Source organism: Bacteroides sp. An19 (genome assembly GCF_002160215.1).
Classification (GTDB): Bacteria; Bacteroidota; Bacteroidia; order Bacteroidales; family Bacteroidaceae; genus Phocaeicola; species Phocaeicola intestinalis.
Window position 1 is genome coordinate 41887 of the sequence record NZ_NFKD01000012.1, and the last position, 18239, is coordinate 60125.

The window sequence follows — 18239 nt, forward strand, 5'->3', positions numbered from 1 at the left end:
CTTAAAGCCTTAAAAACTTAAGAATCTAAAAATCTAAGAACTTAAAAACTTAAGAACCTAAAAACTTAAGAACTCAAGAACTTAAGAACTTAAAAACTCAAGAACTTAAATCATTACCATCCCGGATTCTGGTTAAATCCTTCATACATTTGCGTGTCATCACGAAGGAGTGGATACCAGTAATGGCGGTCGGTGTAGTTGCGTTCCAACAAGGTTACCTCGCGCAAGTTACGGATGGCATTTTCTTCCGGTGCGTCGTAGTTGTAGTTGTCGGGGTCTGCACGGTCGAATTCAATCTTGGTCTTCAATGTATACGGACGTTGGGTCAGTAACATCCAGCGGCGCAGGTCCATGAAACGGAAGCCTTCGAATGCCAGTTCTACGGCACGTTCGCGGCGTACTTCGCTCAAGAAAGTTTCGGTGCTGGTCAGGAACTGCGGCAATACATGTTCCACTCCGGCACGGTCGCGGATAACATTCAATGCTTGTTCTGCTGTCAAAGAATAGGTGCTTGCCTTGCCTTGTGGGCTACCATAACCTACGGCAGCAGCTTCGGCATACATCATATAGACATCCGCCAAACGCATTAAATTCAATACCATAATGTTGTTTTCCTTGTAACCGTCGGTGGTATTCATCAGTTGCGGACAAAGTTTCATGTTCATATAGCCGGTAAAGCAACCTTTGTTTGGGTTAACTTCTTCACTTTCCCTTCCTCCAGTGAATAATTCTACCGAACCTCCGGCACCTCCGCTGCTGCGGTATTGCACGCCATCGAACATAATCACCTTGTAGAAACGTGGGTCTCTGCCTTTCCAAGGATGGGTTGGGTCATAACCTGATTCTGCATCAGCCTGGGTAATATCCTCAGGAAGCGGATAACCGTTCTGCATACCGAAGTAATTGACATAATTGGCTGTAGGAAATACCTTGATACCAGAGGTCTCGATACTTTGCGGCCGGAAATCATTGATCATATTCCATCGCCAACGTGCATCATAATCCTGAAGATTTTCCTGGAAAATCGCTTCGTTTACGCCATTTAACTTACCTCCTGAATTATGTACCAAGAAAATGTCGTTGTATTCATCTATAGATGCTAATTGGTAACGGCCTGTCGATTCGGTCAAAGCCAAGGCTTCTCCCAAAGCTTCTGCACCGCGTTGGCACAATTCTTGGTTGTATTCACGGCTGCCACCTGAAGCCCAGTTCATCAGTGGACTGCCTGCCCACAGCAGGGTTTTACCTTTGTAGGCAAGGCACATGATTTTATTGATGCGCATGTTGTTTCTGCCTAACGTTACTTTACCCACCGTCGTATCATCCCAGTCAATGGGCAACAGTTCTTCGGCATGTTCAAAGTCTGCCACACATTTTTCGGCACATTCCTGCCAAGTTAAGCGCGGTAGAGTTGGGTTTACATCAGGTGGCAATACGGTATCAATGTAAGGCATGCCACCCCACCATTCCATAATCATGAAATGAAACCAGGCACGGAAGAAATAAAGTTGTCCTTCTATCAAATCACGTTCTTCCTGTGTAGCACCGGTCAATACGCCCAAATTGGCGATACCTTCGTTGCATTTCCGGATACCATACCATGCATTGGTCCATAAGTCGCCTTTGTCGCGACGGGTTGTTGTACCAGCAGACCCACCACTACGCGGATATCCGTAATAGGCACTCGTCCATCCCCAAAAGTCACCGTTGTCCACGTTCAATGATTGCAAGCGGGTTTCTTGCGGTTCCCAGTATTCATCTTCTCCGTAATTAAAACAGGTATGGTATTCGCTATTCGATACCACAGGGATGCAGTTATACAATTCTTCTACGAAGCCTTGGAAGTTCGTAAAGTTCTTGTAGGGGTCGGTAGCTTCATATTCTGTTTCAGGTGCTTTGTCCAGATAATCGGTACACGAGGTCGTACCCACTGTACCGGCTACGGCAAATGCAGACATCAGAACGAATTTACTGATATATTTATTCATAGTTGTTACTCCTTATTATAATTATAGGTTAATCTCGATGCCAAGGTTGAAACGGCGTACAGTGGGGTAAGCCCCGTCACTCGAACTGTATCCGGTATTCGACTCACGGTCATCGGGCATGTCGGTCCACATATACAGGTTATCGCCGTTCAGGTACAGGCGGGCAGAGTCGATGCCGGCTTTCTTCAGCCAGTTTCCTTTGAAGGTATATGAAATTTCCACATTCTTCAAGCGGATGTACGAACCGTCGTACCAATAACGGGTTCCATTAGCGGCTGTATTAACAGTTGTCCCCCAACGCGGAGTAGGAAGGGTTGCAGTGCCTCCCGGTGTCCAGTAGTCTCCTTCTACGTATGCCACGTGGGCGGTAGAACGGAAGGTCGGGAAGTTGATTTCACGGGTTACGTTATTAACTCCGTAGAACTGAGCATAGACGCTGAATCCTTTCCATTCCCAACCGGCAGATAGGCTGTAGGTGTTTTGCGGGATGGAAGAATATTGGTAAGGCGCACTATCGTTGGTATCAATGACACCATCGCCATTGAAGTCTACGATGTTGTAGTCGCCCGGCAGTTTGTTGTCATTGTCTGTAGTCCACGCGGTACTGCCGATGACATCGTCCCACGTAGCGAGGTTGCCTTGGTCAATATACGAATAGACTTGGTCGAGCGCATGACCTTCAGCCCGCTGATAAGCAGGTTTCAAGGCTGGGTCGTCACGGAACTTCACTTCGTTGACTGCATGGGTCATGTTGGCGTTCATGTAAGCGCGCATGCCGTTGGGGAAAGTTTTGTTCAGGCGCAACTCCAGTTCATAACCGTGGCTGTTTACTTTACCCAAATTGGCAGGAGGCGGTGTGGTACCGAAGTAAGAGGGTATAGAACGGTCGTTGCCATTAATCAGAATATCGGTACGGGTATCATTGAACACATCCACCGAACCGGCAATCAAGCCGCCGAAGAAGGCATAATCCAAACCGATATTGCGTTTTTCTACGGTTTCCCACGAGATATCCGGATTGCCTAATCTCGAAATCTGCCAGAAAGTATAAGGAGAAGCACTTGGGCTGACACTACCCATCATGACATTGCCCGAGTTAGTAATTTGGTCACGGTATAAGAAGCGGTTACTCATGCTAAAGCGTTGCCAAGGCTGTACGTAAGAGTCATCACCCACGCGTCCCCATGAGGCACGGATTTTCAGCATATCGAATACTTTCAGTTTCTTCATAAATTTCTCTTCGCTCAGCATCCAACCTACAGACAGCGAAGGGAAGAAATCAAACCGATAGCCGGGACCGAATTTTTCGGAACCGTTGTAAGCACCGTTGGCTTCGAAGAAATAACGCAAGTTGTAGTTATAAGTCAAACGGAACACCCAGTCTTCGCGGAAAATGGAGAATACGCTTCCTTGTGCTTCTTTCAATCGGCTGAACAAAGCCAATGCTGTCACCTCGTGCTTGCCAAAAGTACGGGCATAGTCCAGCTGAAGCTGGTAATACAATTTGCGATAAGTTGAGTTGATATCCGCGCTACCAGCTTGCGTAGTCCAGTAAATCGGATTTTCCACCTTGTCCAGACCTGTTCCTGAATCAGGGTCAAACTTATAGCTTATTTCACCGGTATCAGGGTCTACCCACATCTGCTGCGCATCGTTATACATATCACTGATACCCCGTTTGTTTTCTACGAATGTATAGTCCATGGAGAACATAGCTTTGAATTTCAGACCAGGGGTAACAAATTTCAAGTCTTGGTCTAAGATAAAGTCGGTATTGATTTTTGTGGTAGTGCGCTTTTCGCTACCGCTGGTTGCCAATATACGGGCCGAGTTGGGCACATCGGCGTCACGTAAAGCATACCATCCCCACATGCCGTTGGAGTAAACCGGACGCATGGCATCGGGAGCCGACTTATAGGCAGAAGCCCAATAACTGGCATCATTGTCTGCCATCTCCCAAGGAATCTTACGCTGGGCATTCGAACCAAAGAGGTTGGTTGAGAACTTGGTGGTCTTGGTCAGGGTAAAGTCCAAGTTGCTGCGCACGTTAATACGATTATAGCCGAATCCGGAGTTATAGCCACGGCCGTTCTCGAAGTTCTTGAACAAGTCACCTTCGTTGGTAAAGTCGGCTGCGGCAAAGTATTTCACCACATCAGTACCACCTGATACGTTCACGCTGGTATTGTAAGCGAATGCTGCTTTCTTGAAGAGGTAGTCTTCCCAGTCTACGTTGGGATAACGGTCCCATTCCTCAGCATTGGCGGGGTAGCGGTATTTATGTATAATGGCGGGATTGGTATAATTTGCCCAACCATTAGGGTTGATGGCTGCCTCGCGCTCGATGGAATTGTTCATCAGGTAGAAAGTATCATAAGCATCGTACTTTTCCGGCAGTTTAGATACAACTTTAGCGGTCATGTTCGCCTTGACCTGTACGTTTGCTTTTCCTTCCTGTCCGCGTTTGGTGGTAATCAGGATGACACCATTGGCGCCCTTCACACCATAGACTGCCGTAGCAGAGGCATCCTTCAGTACGGAGATGCTGGCTACGGACGAAATGTCGACCGAATTCATTTCACGTTCTACACCATCTACCAGCACGAGCGGTGCGCTGTTGTTCCACGAACTCTTTGTGCGGATGATGATTTCGGGGTCTTCTTCGCCCGGCATACCCGTAGAGGCGGAGGTGATGACGCCCGGCAGGTTACCGGTCAGGGCAGCACCGAGGCTGGTCACACCGGTACGTTCGAGTACTTTGCCGGTGGTTTGGGTGATAGAACCTACCACACTTGCCTTTTTCTGCTGGCCATAACCTACCACCACTACCTCTTCCAACACTTTCGAGTCGTCTTCGAGGGTGATGGTCATGGTGCCGTGAGGCTTTACTTTTACTTCTTGCGTCTTCATACCGATGTATGAAATCACAAGTACTGACTTTTCGTTGGGAACTGTCAGTTGGAACCGTCCGTCAAGGTCGGAGATGGTGCCTAGGTTTTTTTCTCCTTTCACCACAATCGACGCACCGATGACTGTCTCACCATTCCCGTCCAATATCACACCTTCCACCGGAACACCCTGTTGTGCCCACGCCGGAAGCCAGCTGACTAACATCAGCAAGAACAGGAAAGGAATCTTTCGAATGTTTCTTTTGTTTTCCATTTGTTTTTTGTTAGTTTAAAGTTACACACTAAAAATACGCTCATACACATTCATGCTTTGCGGAAATGCCGGGCAAACACGCCTGCCGTGTGTTTGAAAGCAGTTGTTTTTCATTTCCTGCCATTGCCTCAAAGCGGTTGTGGAACAATGTTCCTCCGACGGCTTTATCCGTCGCTGTAATAATCTTGGTTCATGGTACATTGGTTTTAGTTTAATGAAGTTGAAATACCATCGTTGCCGTAAAGGGAAAATAAGCACGTTGAATGCGTGGTATTTTTCCTGCATATTACTACAACATTTTACGCAAAGTTACGGATTGCGTTTCAGACGGGGATTAATGTATAGGTTTCATTGATTCTTGCTTGTTCCTACGCGTACACTGATGTAACATAATCGTTCATCCATGTAACATCGCCGGGATGTTACCTGTAAAAAACTTAAATGGTTCTGTGAATTTTGACAGAAATCGGGCTTTTGTGTGAAAAAACAAATATCTTTGTAATAAAAAACAAAGTAAATGAAAAGCATACTGACATTCTTGTTCTTAGTGCTGGCTCAGGTTCTTCTTGCGCAGAATACGAATTTCCTGGATAAGAAACAAATAGACTGCCAGGAAATCAAGGCTTGTTGTCAAGACCGTCACAATTTTTTGTGGTTCGGTACAGATAAAGGTTTGCGCCGGTTTGACGGTACGCAGTTTGTTGCCTATTATCACAATGATGCCGATTCTACTTCGTTGGCGAGTAATAATGTCATGGCTTTGTTGATTGACCGTGAGCAACGGTTGTGGGTGGGAACGAACGACGGCTTGCAGCGTTATGTACCTGAAAAGGATTGTTTTCAGACAGTGCGTTTGCATGATGCGAGTATCGGAGGTTACATCACAAGTATCATTGAGCGGAAAAACGGAGAAATTCTGTTTGTGGTCTCGGGAATGGGGCTGTTCCGGTTGGATGCGGATGCTATGGTGGGATATAAGGTCGTGACCCTGAATGAGGGGTATCATCCGCGTTACCTGTATAATTTGTTCGAAGACAGCCGGCAGCGTTTGTGGCTGGGAACGGATAGGGAAGGTGTGATATGTGTGGATGGGGAAACTAAAAAGGAAAAGTTATATGCTTTGCCGCCTATCAGTGTGAAAGGTATGCTGGAAGACAGGCACGGGTGCTTGTATGTTGTAACTAAATATACTGTTTATAAATGGGATGCTGCAGGCGACCGGTTTCGTCCCTTGCCTTACCGCGGAACGAAAACCGACTTTACCTTTAACCGTGTGTTGCTGACTGCTGACGGTACGATTGTGATAGGAACAGGCGGAGATGGCTTGATGCAGATTGTGAATGGGAGCGAGGAGATAACAGACAGTTCCTTATACAATCCGTTCGTTGACGCCAATCGTGTCCGTGTGTCTTTTTTATTCGAAGACAAGCTGCAGAACCTGTGGATAGGGTGCCAGTATCAGGGATTGTTGATGTTGCCGAATACTCCCATGCCTTTTCTGTTTATGGATAAACCGGTGCGGTTTGAAAACGTGTCGGGAAAGATTGCAGCTTTGTTTTGTGACAAGGAAGGAACTCTATGGTGCTCGATAGAAAATGATGGTATTTACCGGCTTGACAGCGAGGGGAACACACAAGATTATATACCTGTGGCACATACTGCTGGAGCGATGTTTGAAGACAGTTCTGGTACGTTTTGGGTAGGCGTGAACGGTCAGGGCCTTTATACGTTGGACCGGAGTACGATGCGGCTGCAATTGCGGTATCCTGTTGAGGGTGATTATGTTATCAGTAGCATCATAGAAGACGGACAGAAGAACCTGTATGCTTCTGTGATGGGACTGGGAGTGTTGCACTACCGCTTGTCGACGGGAGAATTTCGCATGTATGGTTACCAGACGCCACTAACGCGTCGTGAAGAGCTGGTGAACTTTTGGATTACCTCTCTTTGCTGCGATTCGGGAGGAAGAATATGGGCAGGTCACCACGGTGGCGTAAGTTGTTATGATACGCGTCAGCAGACTTTTTTGAGATTGCCTTTCAGAGAATGGGTAAGAGTAAGTACTTATTGTGTTACGGAGGCGAAAGATCATAAAATCTGGCTGGGAATGCAAAAGGGACTGTTGTGTTACGATCCGGAATCGGGCAAATATGAAATGTTTACGGTGAAGCAGGGCTTGCCTGACAATATTGTCCAGGCAGTGGTGGAGGACGAAAACGGTGGAATATGGTGCAGTACCGCTCAAGGCATTGCCCATATCGCTTCCGGTACTCGGAAAGTAACGAGCTATTATACAGGTAATGGACTGGAAGATAAGGTGTATTTGAGCGGATGTCGTGCGCAATGTAAGAGTGGGACTATCTATTTCGGGGGTGAAAAAGGGATTACTTGTTTCAATCCGAATGACATTCGTCCAGTCAGACAGGACAAGGCTCCTTGTATTACGGAGATGTTTATCCGTAACCAGAAAGTAACCTTGCAGACTTGTTCGGGAGGAAATCCGGTGGTAGACCGGAGCATTGTTGAGGCTGATCGTTTTCATCTTTCTGCCGCAGATAATAATTTTGCATTTCATGTGTCGACAATGAATTTCCGTGACGAACGGAACGTTATTTATGAATATCGTATGGAAGAACTTGAACCGATGTGGAACCAGACCCGTCCGGGGGAAGGAAGAATTCAGTATACCTATTTGTCTCCCGGTACCTATACCTTGGAAATACGGGCTTGTGAGGACGGTATGTTTTCACCGGTCAAGTCGGTACAGGTGTGTATTGCTCCACCTTGGTATTGGAGTACTGTCGCCAAACTGGTCTATACCTTATTTATAATAGGGGTCGGTTACTTGTTGTATATTGCGGCAAGACGGAAGCGCCGTGAAGAAATCGGGGAAATGAAACTTCAGTTTTTCATTAATATAGCGCATGAAATACGTTCTCCGCTTACCCTTATGACTTCTCCGCTGGAAAAGCTTTTGAAAAAAGACAACGATGCTGATACGAACAAGTCACTTCAGACAATCAAATATAATACCAACCGTATCTTGAACCTGCTGAACCAGTTGCTTGACATACGGCGCATAGACAAGGGGCAAATGATTATCCGTTGTGTGGAAACCGATATGCAGGCTTTTATCAATGAATTGCTGGACGTGTTTTCGGAACAGGCGAAACAGAAAGACATCCGGCTGGAGGCAGAATTTGCCGAACGCTTGCCGAAAGTATGGATAGACCCGAATAATTTCGATAAAGTGTTGGTGAATCTGTTGACAAATGCACTGAAGTACACTCCCAGTGGCGGTACGGTGGAGGTGTGTGTGAAAGTGGGTCACGATGTGCATGAATCGGGTGCGTTGCAGGATTATATGGAGATTTCCATATCGGATACGGGCAAAGGACTGAGTGAAAAGGAACTGAAGAAGATATTCGAACGTTTTTATCAGGGAGGTGCCAATCAGGCTACCACACCGTTAGGCTTCGGTATTGGCTTGAACCTGTGCCAGTCGTTGGTAAAGTTACATCATGGGGTGATTTTTGCCGAGAATCGGAAAGAGGTGAAAGGAAGCCGTTTTGTGGTTCGCCTGCCTTTGGGATGCAAGCATTTGCGGAAAGAAGAGTTGGCAAGTTCGGAAGAAACTGTTCCTTATGCGGTGAGGGAAGAGGTGAAGCCTGAATATGATTGGCATGTAGAAACAGAAAAGGGAGAAAAAAGCCGGACCAATTACCATGTGCTTGTAATAGACGATGATGATGATTTGCGTAAGTTTTTGGTTGACAGTCTGTCGGTATATTATCGTGTGGATACAGCCATCAATGGTATGGATGGACTGAAGAAGGCTATTACCAAGCAACCTGATATTGTCATATCGGATGTGATGATGCCCGCAATGGATGGTATCCAGATGCTGAAGGAACTGAAAAAGAATGTCAATACCAATCATATTCCCGTGATTCTGCTTACATCGAAAACCGAATTTGCCAATCGGATAGAAGGATTGGAACAAGGAGCGGATGCTTATTTGGGCAAACCTTTCAGTGTGGAAGAATTATATACCCTCATTGGTAATCTGATAGCCAACCGTATCCGTTTGAAAGGTAAATATTCGGGCAGTTCGACCCAGGAGGGGAAAAGAATGCCAATCGTCTTGCAGAGTAACGATGAAGTGTTGATGGAACGCATTATGAAGGTAATCAATAAAAACTTGAATAATCCGATGCTCAGTGTGGAGATGCTGACGCAGGAAGTGGGAATGAGCCGTACACATTTGCATCGCCGTATTAAGGGAATGACGGGGTTGACTCCCAGTGATTTCATCCGTAATATCCGTTTGATTCAGGCAGCGGAGTTGTTGAAGAAGAAAGACATTACGGTAACCCAGGTGGCTTATACGGTGGGCTTCAGCAGCCAGACTCATTTTTCGAGTGCATTTAAGAAAATGTATGGAATCTCTCCTACTGAATATAAGGAGGCAAATGAGGAATAAAAATAGTTGAGGGTGTATCAAAATGAAAGCCGATTTCTATTTTGATACACCCTCTCAGAGCCCGTTTAAGGAGTTAGTTTAAAAGTTCTTTTACTTTTGCCGATATGGCACGGCCTTCAGCAAGTCCGGCAAGCTCTTTGGTGGCTACTCCCATTACTTTGCCCATATCCTTACCGCTGGTGGCACCTGTACGGGCAATGATGTCTTTCAGTCTGGCTTCCAGTTCTTCTGCCGAAAGCTGTTTGGGGAGATAGGCTTCGATAACACGTACTTGTGCCATCTCTTCTTCAGCCAGTTCGGGACGGCCAGCTTCTGTATAACTTGCAGCCGAATCTTTGCCCTGTTTTACCAACTTCTGCATCAGTTTCAGTGCCGTTTCATCGCTTAGTGTGTCGTTGGCTCCCGGAGCGGTTTTTGCTTCGAGGAATACTTTCTTTACGTTGCGCAAGGTTTCCAGTCTCACCTTGTCTTTTGCCTTCATGGCTTCTTTGATATCATTGCTGATTTGTTCGAATAAATCCATAGTGTATGATGTTTTTAATTGGTTGTTTTTTAGGTACTAGGAACTAGGTGTCAGGTACTAGGTATTAGATACATTTTAGAACCTATGTCAGCCAGTACCTGATACCTGGTACCCAAAACCTAGTACCTAACTAAAGGTAATCATCGTTGAGCCGTTTTCGTTCAGCTGCGGTTTCTGTACCAGACTTTCACTGTCGGTAGCGCGCTGGCGGATGTTATCGAGAACGGTTTTCGAACGTTTGTACGTCGGAGTGGTGTCTACGATGCTGATTACATCATCATTGTCCAAATCGTCTTGTGTGAAGATGTAATACTTGTAGTTGCCCTTCTTTCTGTCGTTCCGGCGTTCATTGGTATAGTAATCGTCCCGGCGTTTTTCTTTTATCTGCCGGATGCGTTCTTCTTCTTCGTGTCTTTTCTGTTCTTCAGCAGTACGTTTCTTGTTCAGTGCATCGTCCATACCCGGGATGTCCTTGATGCCGAATCCTGTGGCAAGGATGGTGAATTTAACTTTGCTTTCCAGGCTGTCGTCGATGTAAAGTCCCCATTTGGTTTCTACATCATCGCCAAATCGGCTCATGAACTCGTGCACTTCGTTCATCTCTTCCATCATCAGGTCGCTGTTTGTGCTGTACGAGATGTTGAACAATACTTTCTTAGAATTGAAGATATCGTTGTTGTTCAGCAACGGCGAATGCAGCGCATCGTTGATGGCTTGGGTAACACGTCCTTCGCCTGAGCCGTAACCGGTACTCATCAAGGCAACACCGCCGTCTTTCAATACCGTCTTTACGTCGTTGAAGTCCAGGTTGATTTTGCCTCGGATGGTGATGATTTCGGCTATACTCTTGGCTGCTACCGAGAGGGTATCATCGGCTTTGGCAAAGGCATTCATTACGCTGAGGTCGGAATACACGTCGCGCAGACGTTCGTTGTTGATGACCAGCAGGGCATCGACGTGTTTGCTCATTTCTTCCACACCATCCAGTGCCTGGTCGATTTTCTTGTTACCTTCGAACAGGAAAGGAATGGTGACAATGCCCACTGTCAGGATGCCCATGTCTTTGGCGGTCTTGGCAATGATGGGGGCGGCTCCGGTACCTGTACCACCGCCCATTCCGGCAGTGATGAAAGCCATTTTACAACCGTCGTTCAGCATGCTTTCGATGTCTTTCATGCTTTCTTCGGCTGCGGCTTTGGCACGTTCGGGACGGTTTCCGGCTCCCAAGCCTTCTCTGCCCAATTGCAGCTTGATGGGGACAGGTGACTCGTTGAGTGCCTGATTGTCTGTATTGCATACCACGAACGTAACGTCATGGATTCCTTCTCTATACATGTGGTTGACTGCGTTTCCGCCACCACCTCCTACACCAATCACCTTGATGATGCTGGGTGTACCACCGTTCGAAAAGTCGAACGGCATAATCGTTTCGTCAGACATATCTTTGGGTTTTTTTTAAGTTCTTACGTTTGTCAGTTTTCTCCTTTCATCATTTCGTCCGCTTCGGTTTTCAAGAAATTAAACAGTTTCTTGAACGGCGTATTTTCCGATTTCTGCTTGTTTATGGTCTGATACAAGTCATCCAGTTCTGCTTCTTTATCAGCCACTTTTAGGCTTTTCGCCTCTTCCAGTTTATTAAGGGCGTCTTTGTATTTCTTGCGTTCTGCCAGTCGTTTGGCTTCGCTTATCAATGCTTCACATTCGCGCAAACGTTTTTGGGCACGTTCCTGTTCCTGACGGATGCGTTCTGCTTCCAGTTGCTTTTTGCGTTCTTCTTCCTCTTTCTTTCTGCGTTCTTCCTCTTCTTTACGTTTGCGCTCTTCTTCGGCTTTCTTTTGGACCTCGTCTTCTTCTTCTTGCTGCTGAATCCAGCTCAGCTGACTTTTGTGCGGGTCTATCTTGCAGCAGTTGTCTTTGCCTGCAGCCAGCAGTCCGATGAGGGTGTTTTGTGAACCGTTAGGCGTGATGTCCTGATGGTCATCCGTCAGTTCGATGTTTCCGGTTTGTGCGATGCGTATCTTGTCTATCTTGGTGACTGTTATGAATGCTTTGTTCAGGTTAGGCAGTTGCGAGGCTCCTCCCGTCAGGATAATGCCTGCGTGCAGTTCGTTGCTATAACCCGATAGCTTGATTTGATTCCATACGTTTTCCAGTATTTCGAGGGTACGGGCTTCCACGATGTCTTCCAGTTTGCGGGCACGGATGGAGCATCGGCCGTCGATGGCATATTCCTGGTTGATATCTTCTTCTTCCGACGGTTCGGTATAGGCACTGGCGTAACGCAGTTTCAGTTGTTCGGCGTCTTCTTCTTCGATTTGCAGACTGGCGATGTCTTTGGTTATGTTGTTGCTTCCCAGCGGGATTACGGCAAGGTGACGCAAAATGTTGTTCTTGTATACAGATACGGTGGTTGTGTCGGCACCAAGGTCGACCAAAGCGCATCCCGAACGTTTTTCACTTGCTGTCAGCACGATGTTGGCAGTTACAATGGGTGAAAGCAGGTAGTCCGCCACTTCATATCCCGCCTGGCGGACACACTGGCGGATGTTGCTCCGTAAGGTGTTACGCCCGATGATGTTCACATAGTGTGCTTCGATATGTTCCGTCGGGATACCTACGGGTTCGGTAGTGAGTTGGTTGCCCACTTTATATTCTTGAGGTTCGACAGCCAGCATTTCCTGGTCCATCAGGGCCATTTCGCGGTTGTTCTTCATCAGCTCGTCTATCAGCGCCTGCGAGATTTTCACTTCGGTATCCAGTTGTTTGGTCTCGGTATTGCGGATGCTCCGGAGCGACTGTCCACCAATGCCTACATAGACTTTCTTGATGGAGGCTTGCAACTGTTCTTCCAGCTTGCCGATGACAGAGGCAAGACATTGTGTGGTCTTGTCCAGGTTGTAGATAATGCCTTTCCGGATGCAATCAGAAGAGTGTTCGCTGGCGTATGCGAGGATGTGAATGCTTCCGTCGGCATTCTTCTTGCCTGCAACGCCGGTGATTTTGCTTGATCCCAGTTCAATCGCTGCTATAAAATCTGTTACTGCCATATCTTACTTCTCTTTTTTTGTACAAATAATCTGGTTATTAAACTCTACACTTATCCGTTCGTATTTGTTCCATCCTACTTGGCTAAGCGCTTCTGTATAGAACGTCTGCAATTTACGGAATTTTTCTTGATAATCCTCGGCTTTTCCCAAAAAGAGTATCTGGTTGCCTACGCGGGGCACCAGTTCCAGTTCTTGCCGGGGAGTGACATTGATTTGTTCAATCTGTGCATTCCAGAATGCGTCCGTCTGTAAGTATTTGCCCAACTGGTACAATTGGTCTTGCGCAAATTTGCGGTCGATGAATCCGGTTGCCACAGCTACATGCACTGGCTTGCCCGATACCGGCAGGATTTGTCCGGCATGGTCCAGATAATATGTGTCGCCGTTGTTGCTCATCACACGCAGCAGGGGGATGCGCTGGTAGATGTCGATGGCAACCTTTCCACTTGAAGTCAGGTAACACTCTGCTTCGGCAATGAATGGCTGGTGTGATAAGGCTTCTTCCAGCTGGCGTATGTTGATTTTGTCCAAGGGCTTGTCGGCAGGCGACAGGCCTTTCCGTTTCAGGAGGGCATTGACGTCCTTCAGTGTGATGAAATCGTAGTCGATGCTGTCTTTTATGGTCAATTCTATGCCTCTGCAAACCTGTCCGGCGGGTTTGGCATTAAACAAGGTGACCGCTACAGCCAAGTAAGCGGAGACCACCAGCAGCACGCAGAGTATAAGAATTCGTTTCATCATCGGTCTTTCAGTATTTCGTAAATTTGTGGAACATAATTGTCTATATCACCGGCTCCCAGTGTGATGAGGACGTCCAGTTTCTTGTTTCGCAAGGTATCCAGCAGGTCTTCCTTATGGCACAGGCTCTTTTCGATACCAGGACGCAAGTGGTCGTAAATCAGCCGGCTGCTTACTCCTGCTATCGGTTCTTCGCGGGCCGGATAGATATCGAGCAGGATAACTTCGTCCAGCAAGGACAGGCTGTCGGCAAAATCTTTATAAAAGTCTCGCGTGCGTGTGTACAGATGGGGTTGGAATACTGCCGTTATTTTCCGGTCGGGGTACAGCATCCGCATGGAGTACACACTCTGACGTATTTCTGCCGGATGGTGGGCATAGTCGCTCAAAAAAACTATCCGGTCATTTTTCAGCTTGAAGTCGAACCGGCGGTCTACACCTCTGAATCCGGGCATAGCGGCTCTTATCTCGTCTGCAGTAGCTCCGGCTATCTGTGCCAGTGCCATGGCTGCAATGCCGTTTTCGATATTCACATAGACGGGGACTCCCAGCCGGATCCCGTTGATGTTGCCCAAGGGTGATACATAGTCGAATGTGATTTCTCCGTTGTCGGTATGGATGTTTGTAGCATGGAAATCTCCTTCGTTTGTGGCATAGGTATAGACAGTCACTCCCGGCTGTACGTCTGGAGTCAGGTCGATGCCTTTCTTCACTATGAGATAACCGTCGGGACGGATAAGGGATGTATATTTACGGAAACTTTCTACATAGGCTGCATGGTCGCCGTAGATGTCCAGGTGGTCGGAGTCGGTGGCGGTAATTACACTGGCATACGGAGTGAGCCAGTGGAACGAACGGTCGAACTCGTCGGCCTCGATAACGACGAAATCGCTCGTATCCGATAGCAGCAGGTTGGTGCCGTAGTTTTTCGAGATACCTCCCAAAAAGGCATTACAACCCACGTGTGAATGGTCGAGCAGGTAGGCAGCTAAGGTTGAAGTTGTTGTTTTACCATGGGTACCTGCCACACACAGTCCTCTTTCGGTACGGGTGAGCATACCCAATACTTGTGCACGTTTTTGTACTTCGAAACCCTGCTGGCGGAAAAAGGTCAGTTCTTTGTGCTCGGCAGGGATGGCTGGAGTATATACCACCAGTGTAGTCTGTGCATCCAGAAAGTCTTGGGAGATTCCTTCCACGTTGTCTTCATAGTGGATGGAGGCTCCTTCTTCTTCCAGTTTCCGGGTCAGTTCGGTCGGGGTACGGTCGTAACCGCCCACTGTCTTGCCTTTCGACAGGAAGTAGCGTACCAGGGCACTCATCCCGATACCTCCGGCTCCGATAAAATATACTGCTTTCAGTGTATTAACGTCCATGTTCTTTTCTGTATGTTGCTGCCAGCTTCCACACTTCTCCGGCAATTACGTTTGCCGAATCCTTGAAAGCCAGTTTGGCGATGTTCGTACTCAGTTTGTTCAAGGTGTCAGGTTGCTGTACCGTTGCGATGGCGGTATCCAGCAATTTCACACCTGCCTCTGCATCTTTTACATACAGGGCGGCTTCTTTGTTCACCAGTGCCAGTGCATTTTTGGTCTGATGGTCTTCTGCCACGTTGGGTGATGGTACCAGGATGACCGGTTTGCCCAGCAGGCAAAGTTCGGAGATGGAGCCGGCTCCTGCCCGACTGATGACCAGGTCGGCGGCACGGTAGGCTGCTGCCATGTCTGCAATGAAGTCGGTGGTGTGCAGCATCGGCAGTTCGCCGGCACGGGACACCGCCGCACGCGCTTCGCTGATGTATATTTTTCCGGTTTGCCAGATGAACTGTACTCCCGATTGTCTGATTTTGTCCAGTCCCTGCATCACGCAGTTGTTGATGGTGCGTGCGCCCAGGCTTCCGCCGATAATCAGGACGGTTTTCTTTGCCGGGTCGAGCTGGAACGAGCGTACGGCATCTTCGCGGCTCATGTTATGCTGGAGCAGTCCTTGGCGTACGGGGTTTCCTGTCAGTATAATTTTTTCCTTGTCGAAAAAGCGTTCCATTCCTTCGTAGGCGACACATATCTTGGATGCCTGCTTTGCCAGCAGCTTGTTGGTGACGCCGGCATACGAGTTCTGTTCCTGAATCAGGGTAGGGATGCCCATCATGCCAGCCACTTTCAATGTCGGTCCGCTGGCGTATCCTCCCACGCCTACCGCCACATCGGGCTGGAATGCCTTTACTATCCGGCGTGCCTTCAGCTGGCTGCGCATCAGTTTGATGAGCACACTGATATTGCGCAACAGGTGTTTGCGGTCGAATCCTGCCACGGGCAGGCCGATGATTTCATATCCTGCTGCAGGTACACGCTGCATTTCCATGCGTCCTTCGGCACCTACAAACAGTATCTTGGCATCGGGGTGCTGTAGCCTGATGGCATTGGCTATGGATACCGCCGGAAAAATGTGTCCGCCGGTTCCTCCTCCGCTGATAATCACTCTTAGACTCTCTTTCATGTTTCACTTTGTATTTTCCTGCAAATTTAGGAATAAACTTGTAAACTATTTATGCCTTTTCCGAAATTATTTATACCTAATTTTGCAGAATGCTTGCTGGGACGTTGTGGAGGGGATTGGAAGCCGAAAATGCGAGTCTCTACTGCCGGCTGAAGGTGTGCTTTTAGGGTGAATGGGGCATCGGGAGCTGCTGTTCTGCACAAGATATGCAGAAGCATTTTCGTATGTAAGGTAGTTTCGGAAGGGGTTCAGTGCGCTGAAACTTTGGTTTTAGTGCACTGAAACTGAAGTTTCAATTTTATAGAACAGGAGTTTTAGTGCACTGAAACCAATCGGCTATTGTAGCTTTGCCGGAAAGTCACCTTCTTGTTTGTCGTAATACATCGCCCTGCCGGCATCGGCAGGGCAACCGTTCAGAGCGTTTCTTTTGTTTCTTTTTCCTGTTCTTTTGCCAGTTCGGCTGCATTTTGTAGCAGCGAAATGGCGGCTTCGTGTACTTGAGCCTGCTGTTCTTCGGCGGCAGCCTGTGCTTCACGCTTTTTCAGTTCGTTGATGTGACGGCTGATACTGAGTACGATGCCGATGTAGGCACAGTTGACCAAGGTGGATGTACCGCCTTTGCTTATCAGCGGAAGCGGTTGTCCCGTAACGGGCATGATGCCTACCGCTACCAGCATGTTGAACATGGCCTGTGTGACAAGCAGGAAGCCGATGCCCATGACCAGGAAGGCATAGTATGACTTGTCGCAGCTTCGTGCGATGCGTCCGATACGCATCAGCAGCCAGATGTAGAGAAAAGCTACAATGCCTCCTCCTACCAGTCCCAGTTCTTCGATGATGATGGCATAGATGAAATCGGAGAAGGCCTGTGAAAGGAAGTCGCGTTGCACACTGTTGCCCGGTCCTTTTCCTAAGATGCCGCTGGAAGCAATGGCAATGTTGGCATGTGCTATTTGTGCATCGGCATCGATGTCGAACTTTTCGGGTGGAATGACGGATGTGTCAAAGTGATTGTCCAGACGGCTTTGCCATGTCACCATACGGTGCAGTCCGATATCGTCCCATGCTTCGGCCGGCACAAACTTGATGGTGGCCAGGGCGAGGAGCAATGCGGCGGCTCCGATGCCTACCAGTGCTCCCAGTTGGCGGAAAGGAATCCGCCCTACATACATCATCAGCAATACGCTAAATGCCAGTAATACGGCTGTGGACAGATTTTCGGTGAAAATGAGGAGGCATGTAAATCCTGTTACGTACAAGATGTATCGGAAAGCTTTCGAATTGGCACCGTTTTCTTCCTGCATGCGCGACAGGATATAGGCTACCGTGATGATGGTTCCCATTTTTGCCAGTTCGGAAGGTTGGAACTGAATGAACCCCAGGTCAATCCATCGTCGTGCTCCGTTGGTCAGCGCACCAATGGCCAGTACACTTATCAGCAATATCCATGACACGGGTAGCAGTAGGATAAAAGTCTTGAACCACCGGCACGGGATGTTGTGCACGATGACTACGACTACTGCTCCTACCAGCATCAGGATGATGTGCATTGTAATCGGTCGCCAGTGGTCGCCACTCTTGTAAGTCAATGTACTGGAGGCACTGAACACTTCGATGATGGACACGAGGCAAAGCAGAAGGAAGATAATCCAGATGACTTTGTCTCCTTTGAATAAATTCCGTAGTAAATCCATGGCTCTTTATCGTTGAATTGGTAGCAGTTTACAAGGTTGTAAGTTGGCAGGGTTACAAGGTCTTAAATACCTTTAGTAATAACGGTTCAGGACCTTGTTCACTTGTCA

General features: G+C 47.8%; 10 protein-coding genes. 1 reads left to right on the top strand and 9 read right to left on the bottom strand.

Features of this window, described 5'->3' with window-relative positions:
- Positions 1-113: 113 nt before the first annotated feature.
- Positions 114-1988 (bottom strand): RagB/SusD family nutrient uptake outer membrane protein, encoded by a 1875-nt coding sequence (locus B5F25_RS07220; RefSeq protein WP_087248608.1) that lies wholly within the window; start codon positions 1986-1988, stop codon positions 114-116.
- A 21-nt stretch (positions 1989-2009) separates the two neighbouring features.
- Complete coding sequence (locus B5F25_RS07225) at positions 2010-5150, bottom strand: TonB-dependent receptor (protein ID WP_087248610.1); 3141 nt, start codon at positions 5148-5150, stop codon at positions 2010-2012.
- A 517-nt stretch (positions 5151-5667) separates the two neighbouring features.
- Here B5F25_RS07225 and B5F25_RS07230 point away from each other — a divergent pair.
- Entirely contained in the window at positions 5668-9633 is a 3966-nt protein-coding gene (locus B5F25_RS07230; protein ID WP_087248612.1) for a hybrid sensor histidine kinase/response regulator transcription factor, read from the top strand.
- Between the two features lie 73 nt (positions 9634-9706).
- On the opposite strand, the gene B5F25_RS07235 is transcribed toward B5F25_RS07230, so the two are convergent.
- From B5F25_RS07235 to B5F25_RS07265, 7 genes are all read right to left on the bottom strand, one after another.
- Positions 9707-10156 carry a GatB/YqeY domain-containing protein gene (locus B5F25_RS07235; protein WP_022038902.1) on the bottom strand — a complete coding sequence of 150 codons (450 nt, stop codon included), beginning with the start codon at positions 10154-10156 and terminating at the stop codon, positions 9707-9709.
- Positions 10157-10282: 126 nt separating this feature from the next.
- Positions 10283-11596: a cell division protein FtsZ gene (gene ftsZ / locus B5F25_RS07240; RefSeq protein ID WP_022038903.1), complete on the bottom strand. Its 1314-nt coding sequence runs from the start codon at positions 11594-11596 to the stop codon at positions 10283-10285.
- Positions 11597-11628: 32 nt separating this feature from the next.
- Complete coding sequence (gene ftsA / locus B5F25_RS07245; RefSeq protein WP_087248614.1) at positions 11629-13203, bottom strand: cell division protein FtsA; 1575 nt, start codon at positions 13201-13203, stop codon at positions 11629-11631.
- A 3-nt stretch (positions 13204-13206) separates the two neighbouring features.
- Positions 13207-13944, bottom strand: a complete 738-nt coding sequence (locus B5F25_RS07250) for a cell division protein FtsQ/DivIB (RefSeq protein WP_087210477.1) — start codon at positions 13942-13944, stop codon at positions 13207-13209.
- Positions 13941-15317: a UDP-N-acetylmuramate--L-alanine ligase gene (gene murC / locus B5F25_RS07255; protein WP_087248616.1), complete on the bottom strand. Its 1377-nt coding sequence runs from the start codon at positions 15315-15317 to the stop codon at positions 13941-13943. Before murC ends, B5F25_RS07250 begins: the two co-directional genes overlap by 4 nt.
- On the bottom strand, positions 15307-16437 hold the full coding sequence (murG, locus tag B5F25_RS07260; protein ID WP_022038907.1) for an undecaprenyldiphospho-muramoylpentapeptide beta-N-acetylglucosaminyltransferase: 1131 nt from the start codon (positions 16435-16437) through the stop codon (positions 15307-15309). Before murG ends, murC begins: the two co-directional genes overlap by 11 nt.
- A 413-nt stretch (positions 16438-16850) precedes the next feature.
- Positions 16851-18131, bottom strand: a complete 1281-nt coding sequence (locus B5F25_RS07265) for an FtsW/RodA/SpoVE family cell cycle protein (RefSeq protein WP_087248618.1) — start codon at positions 18129-18131, stop codon at positions 16851-16853.
- Between the last annotated feature and the right edge of the window lie 108 nt (positions 18132-18239).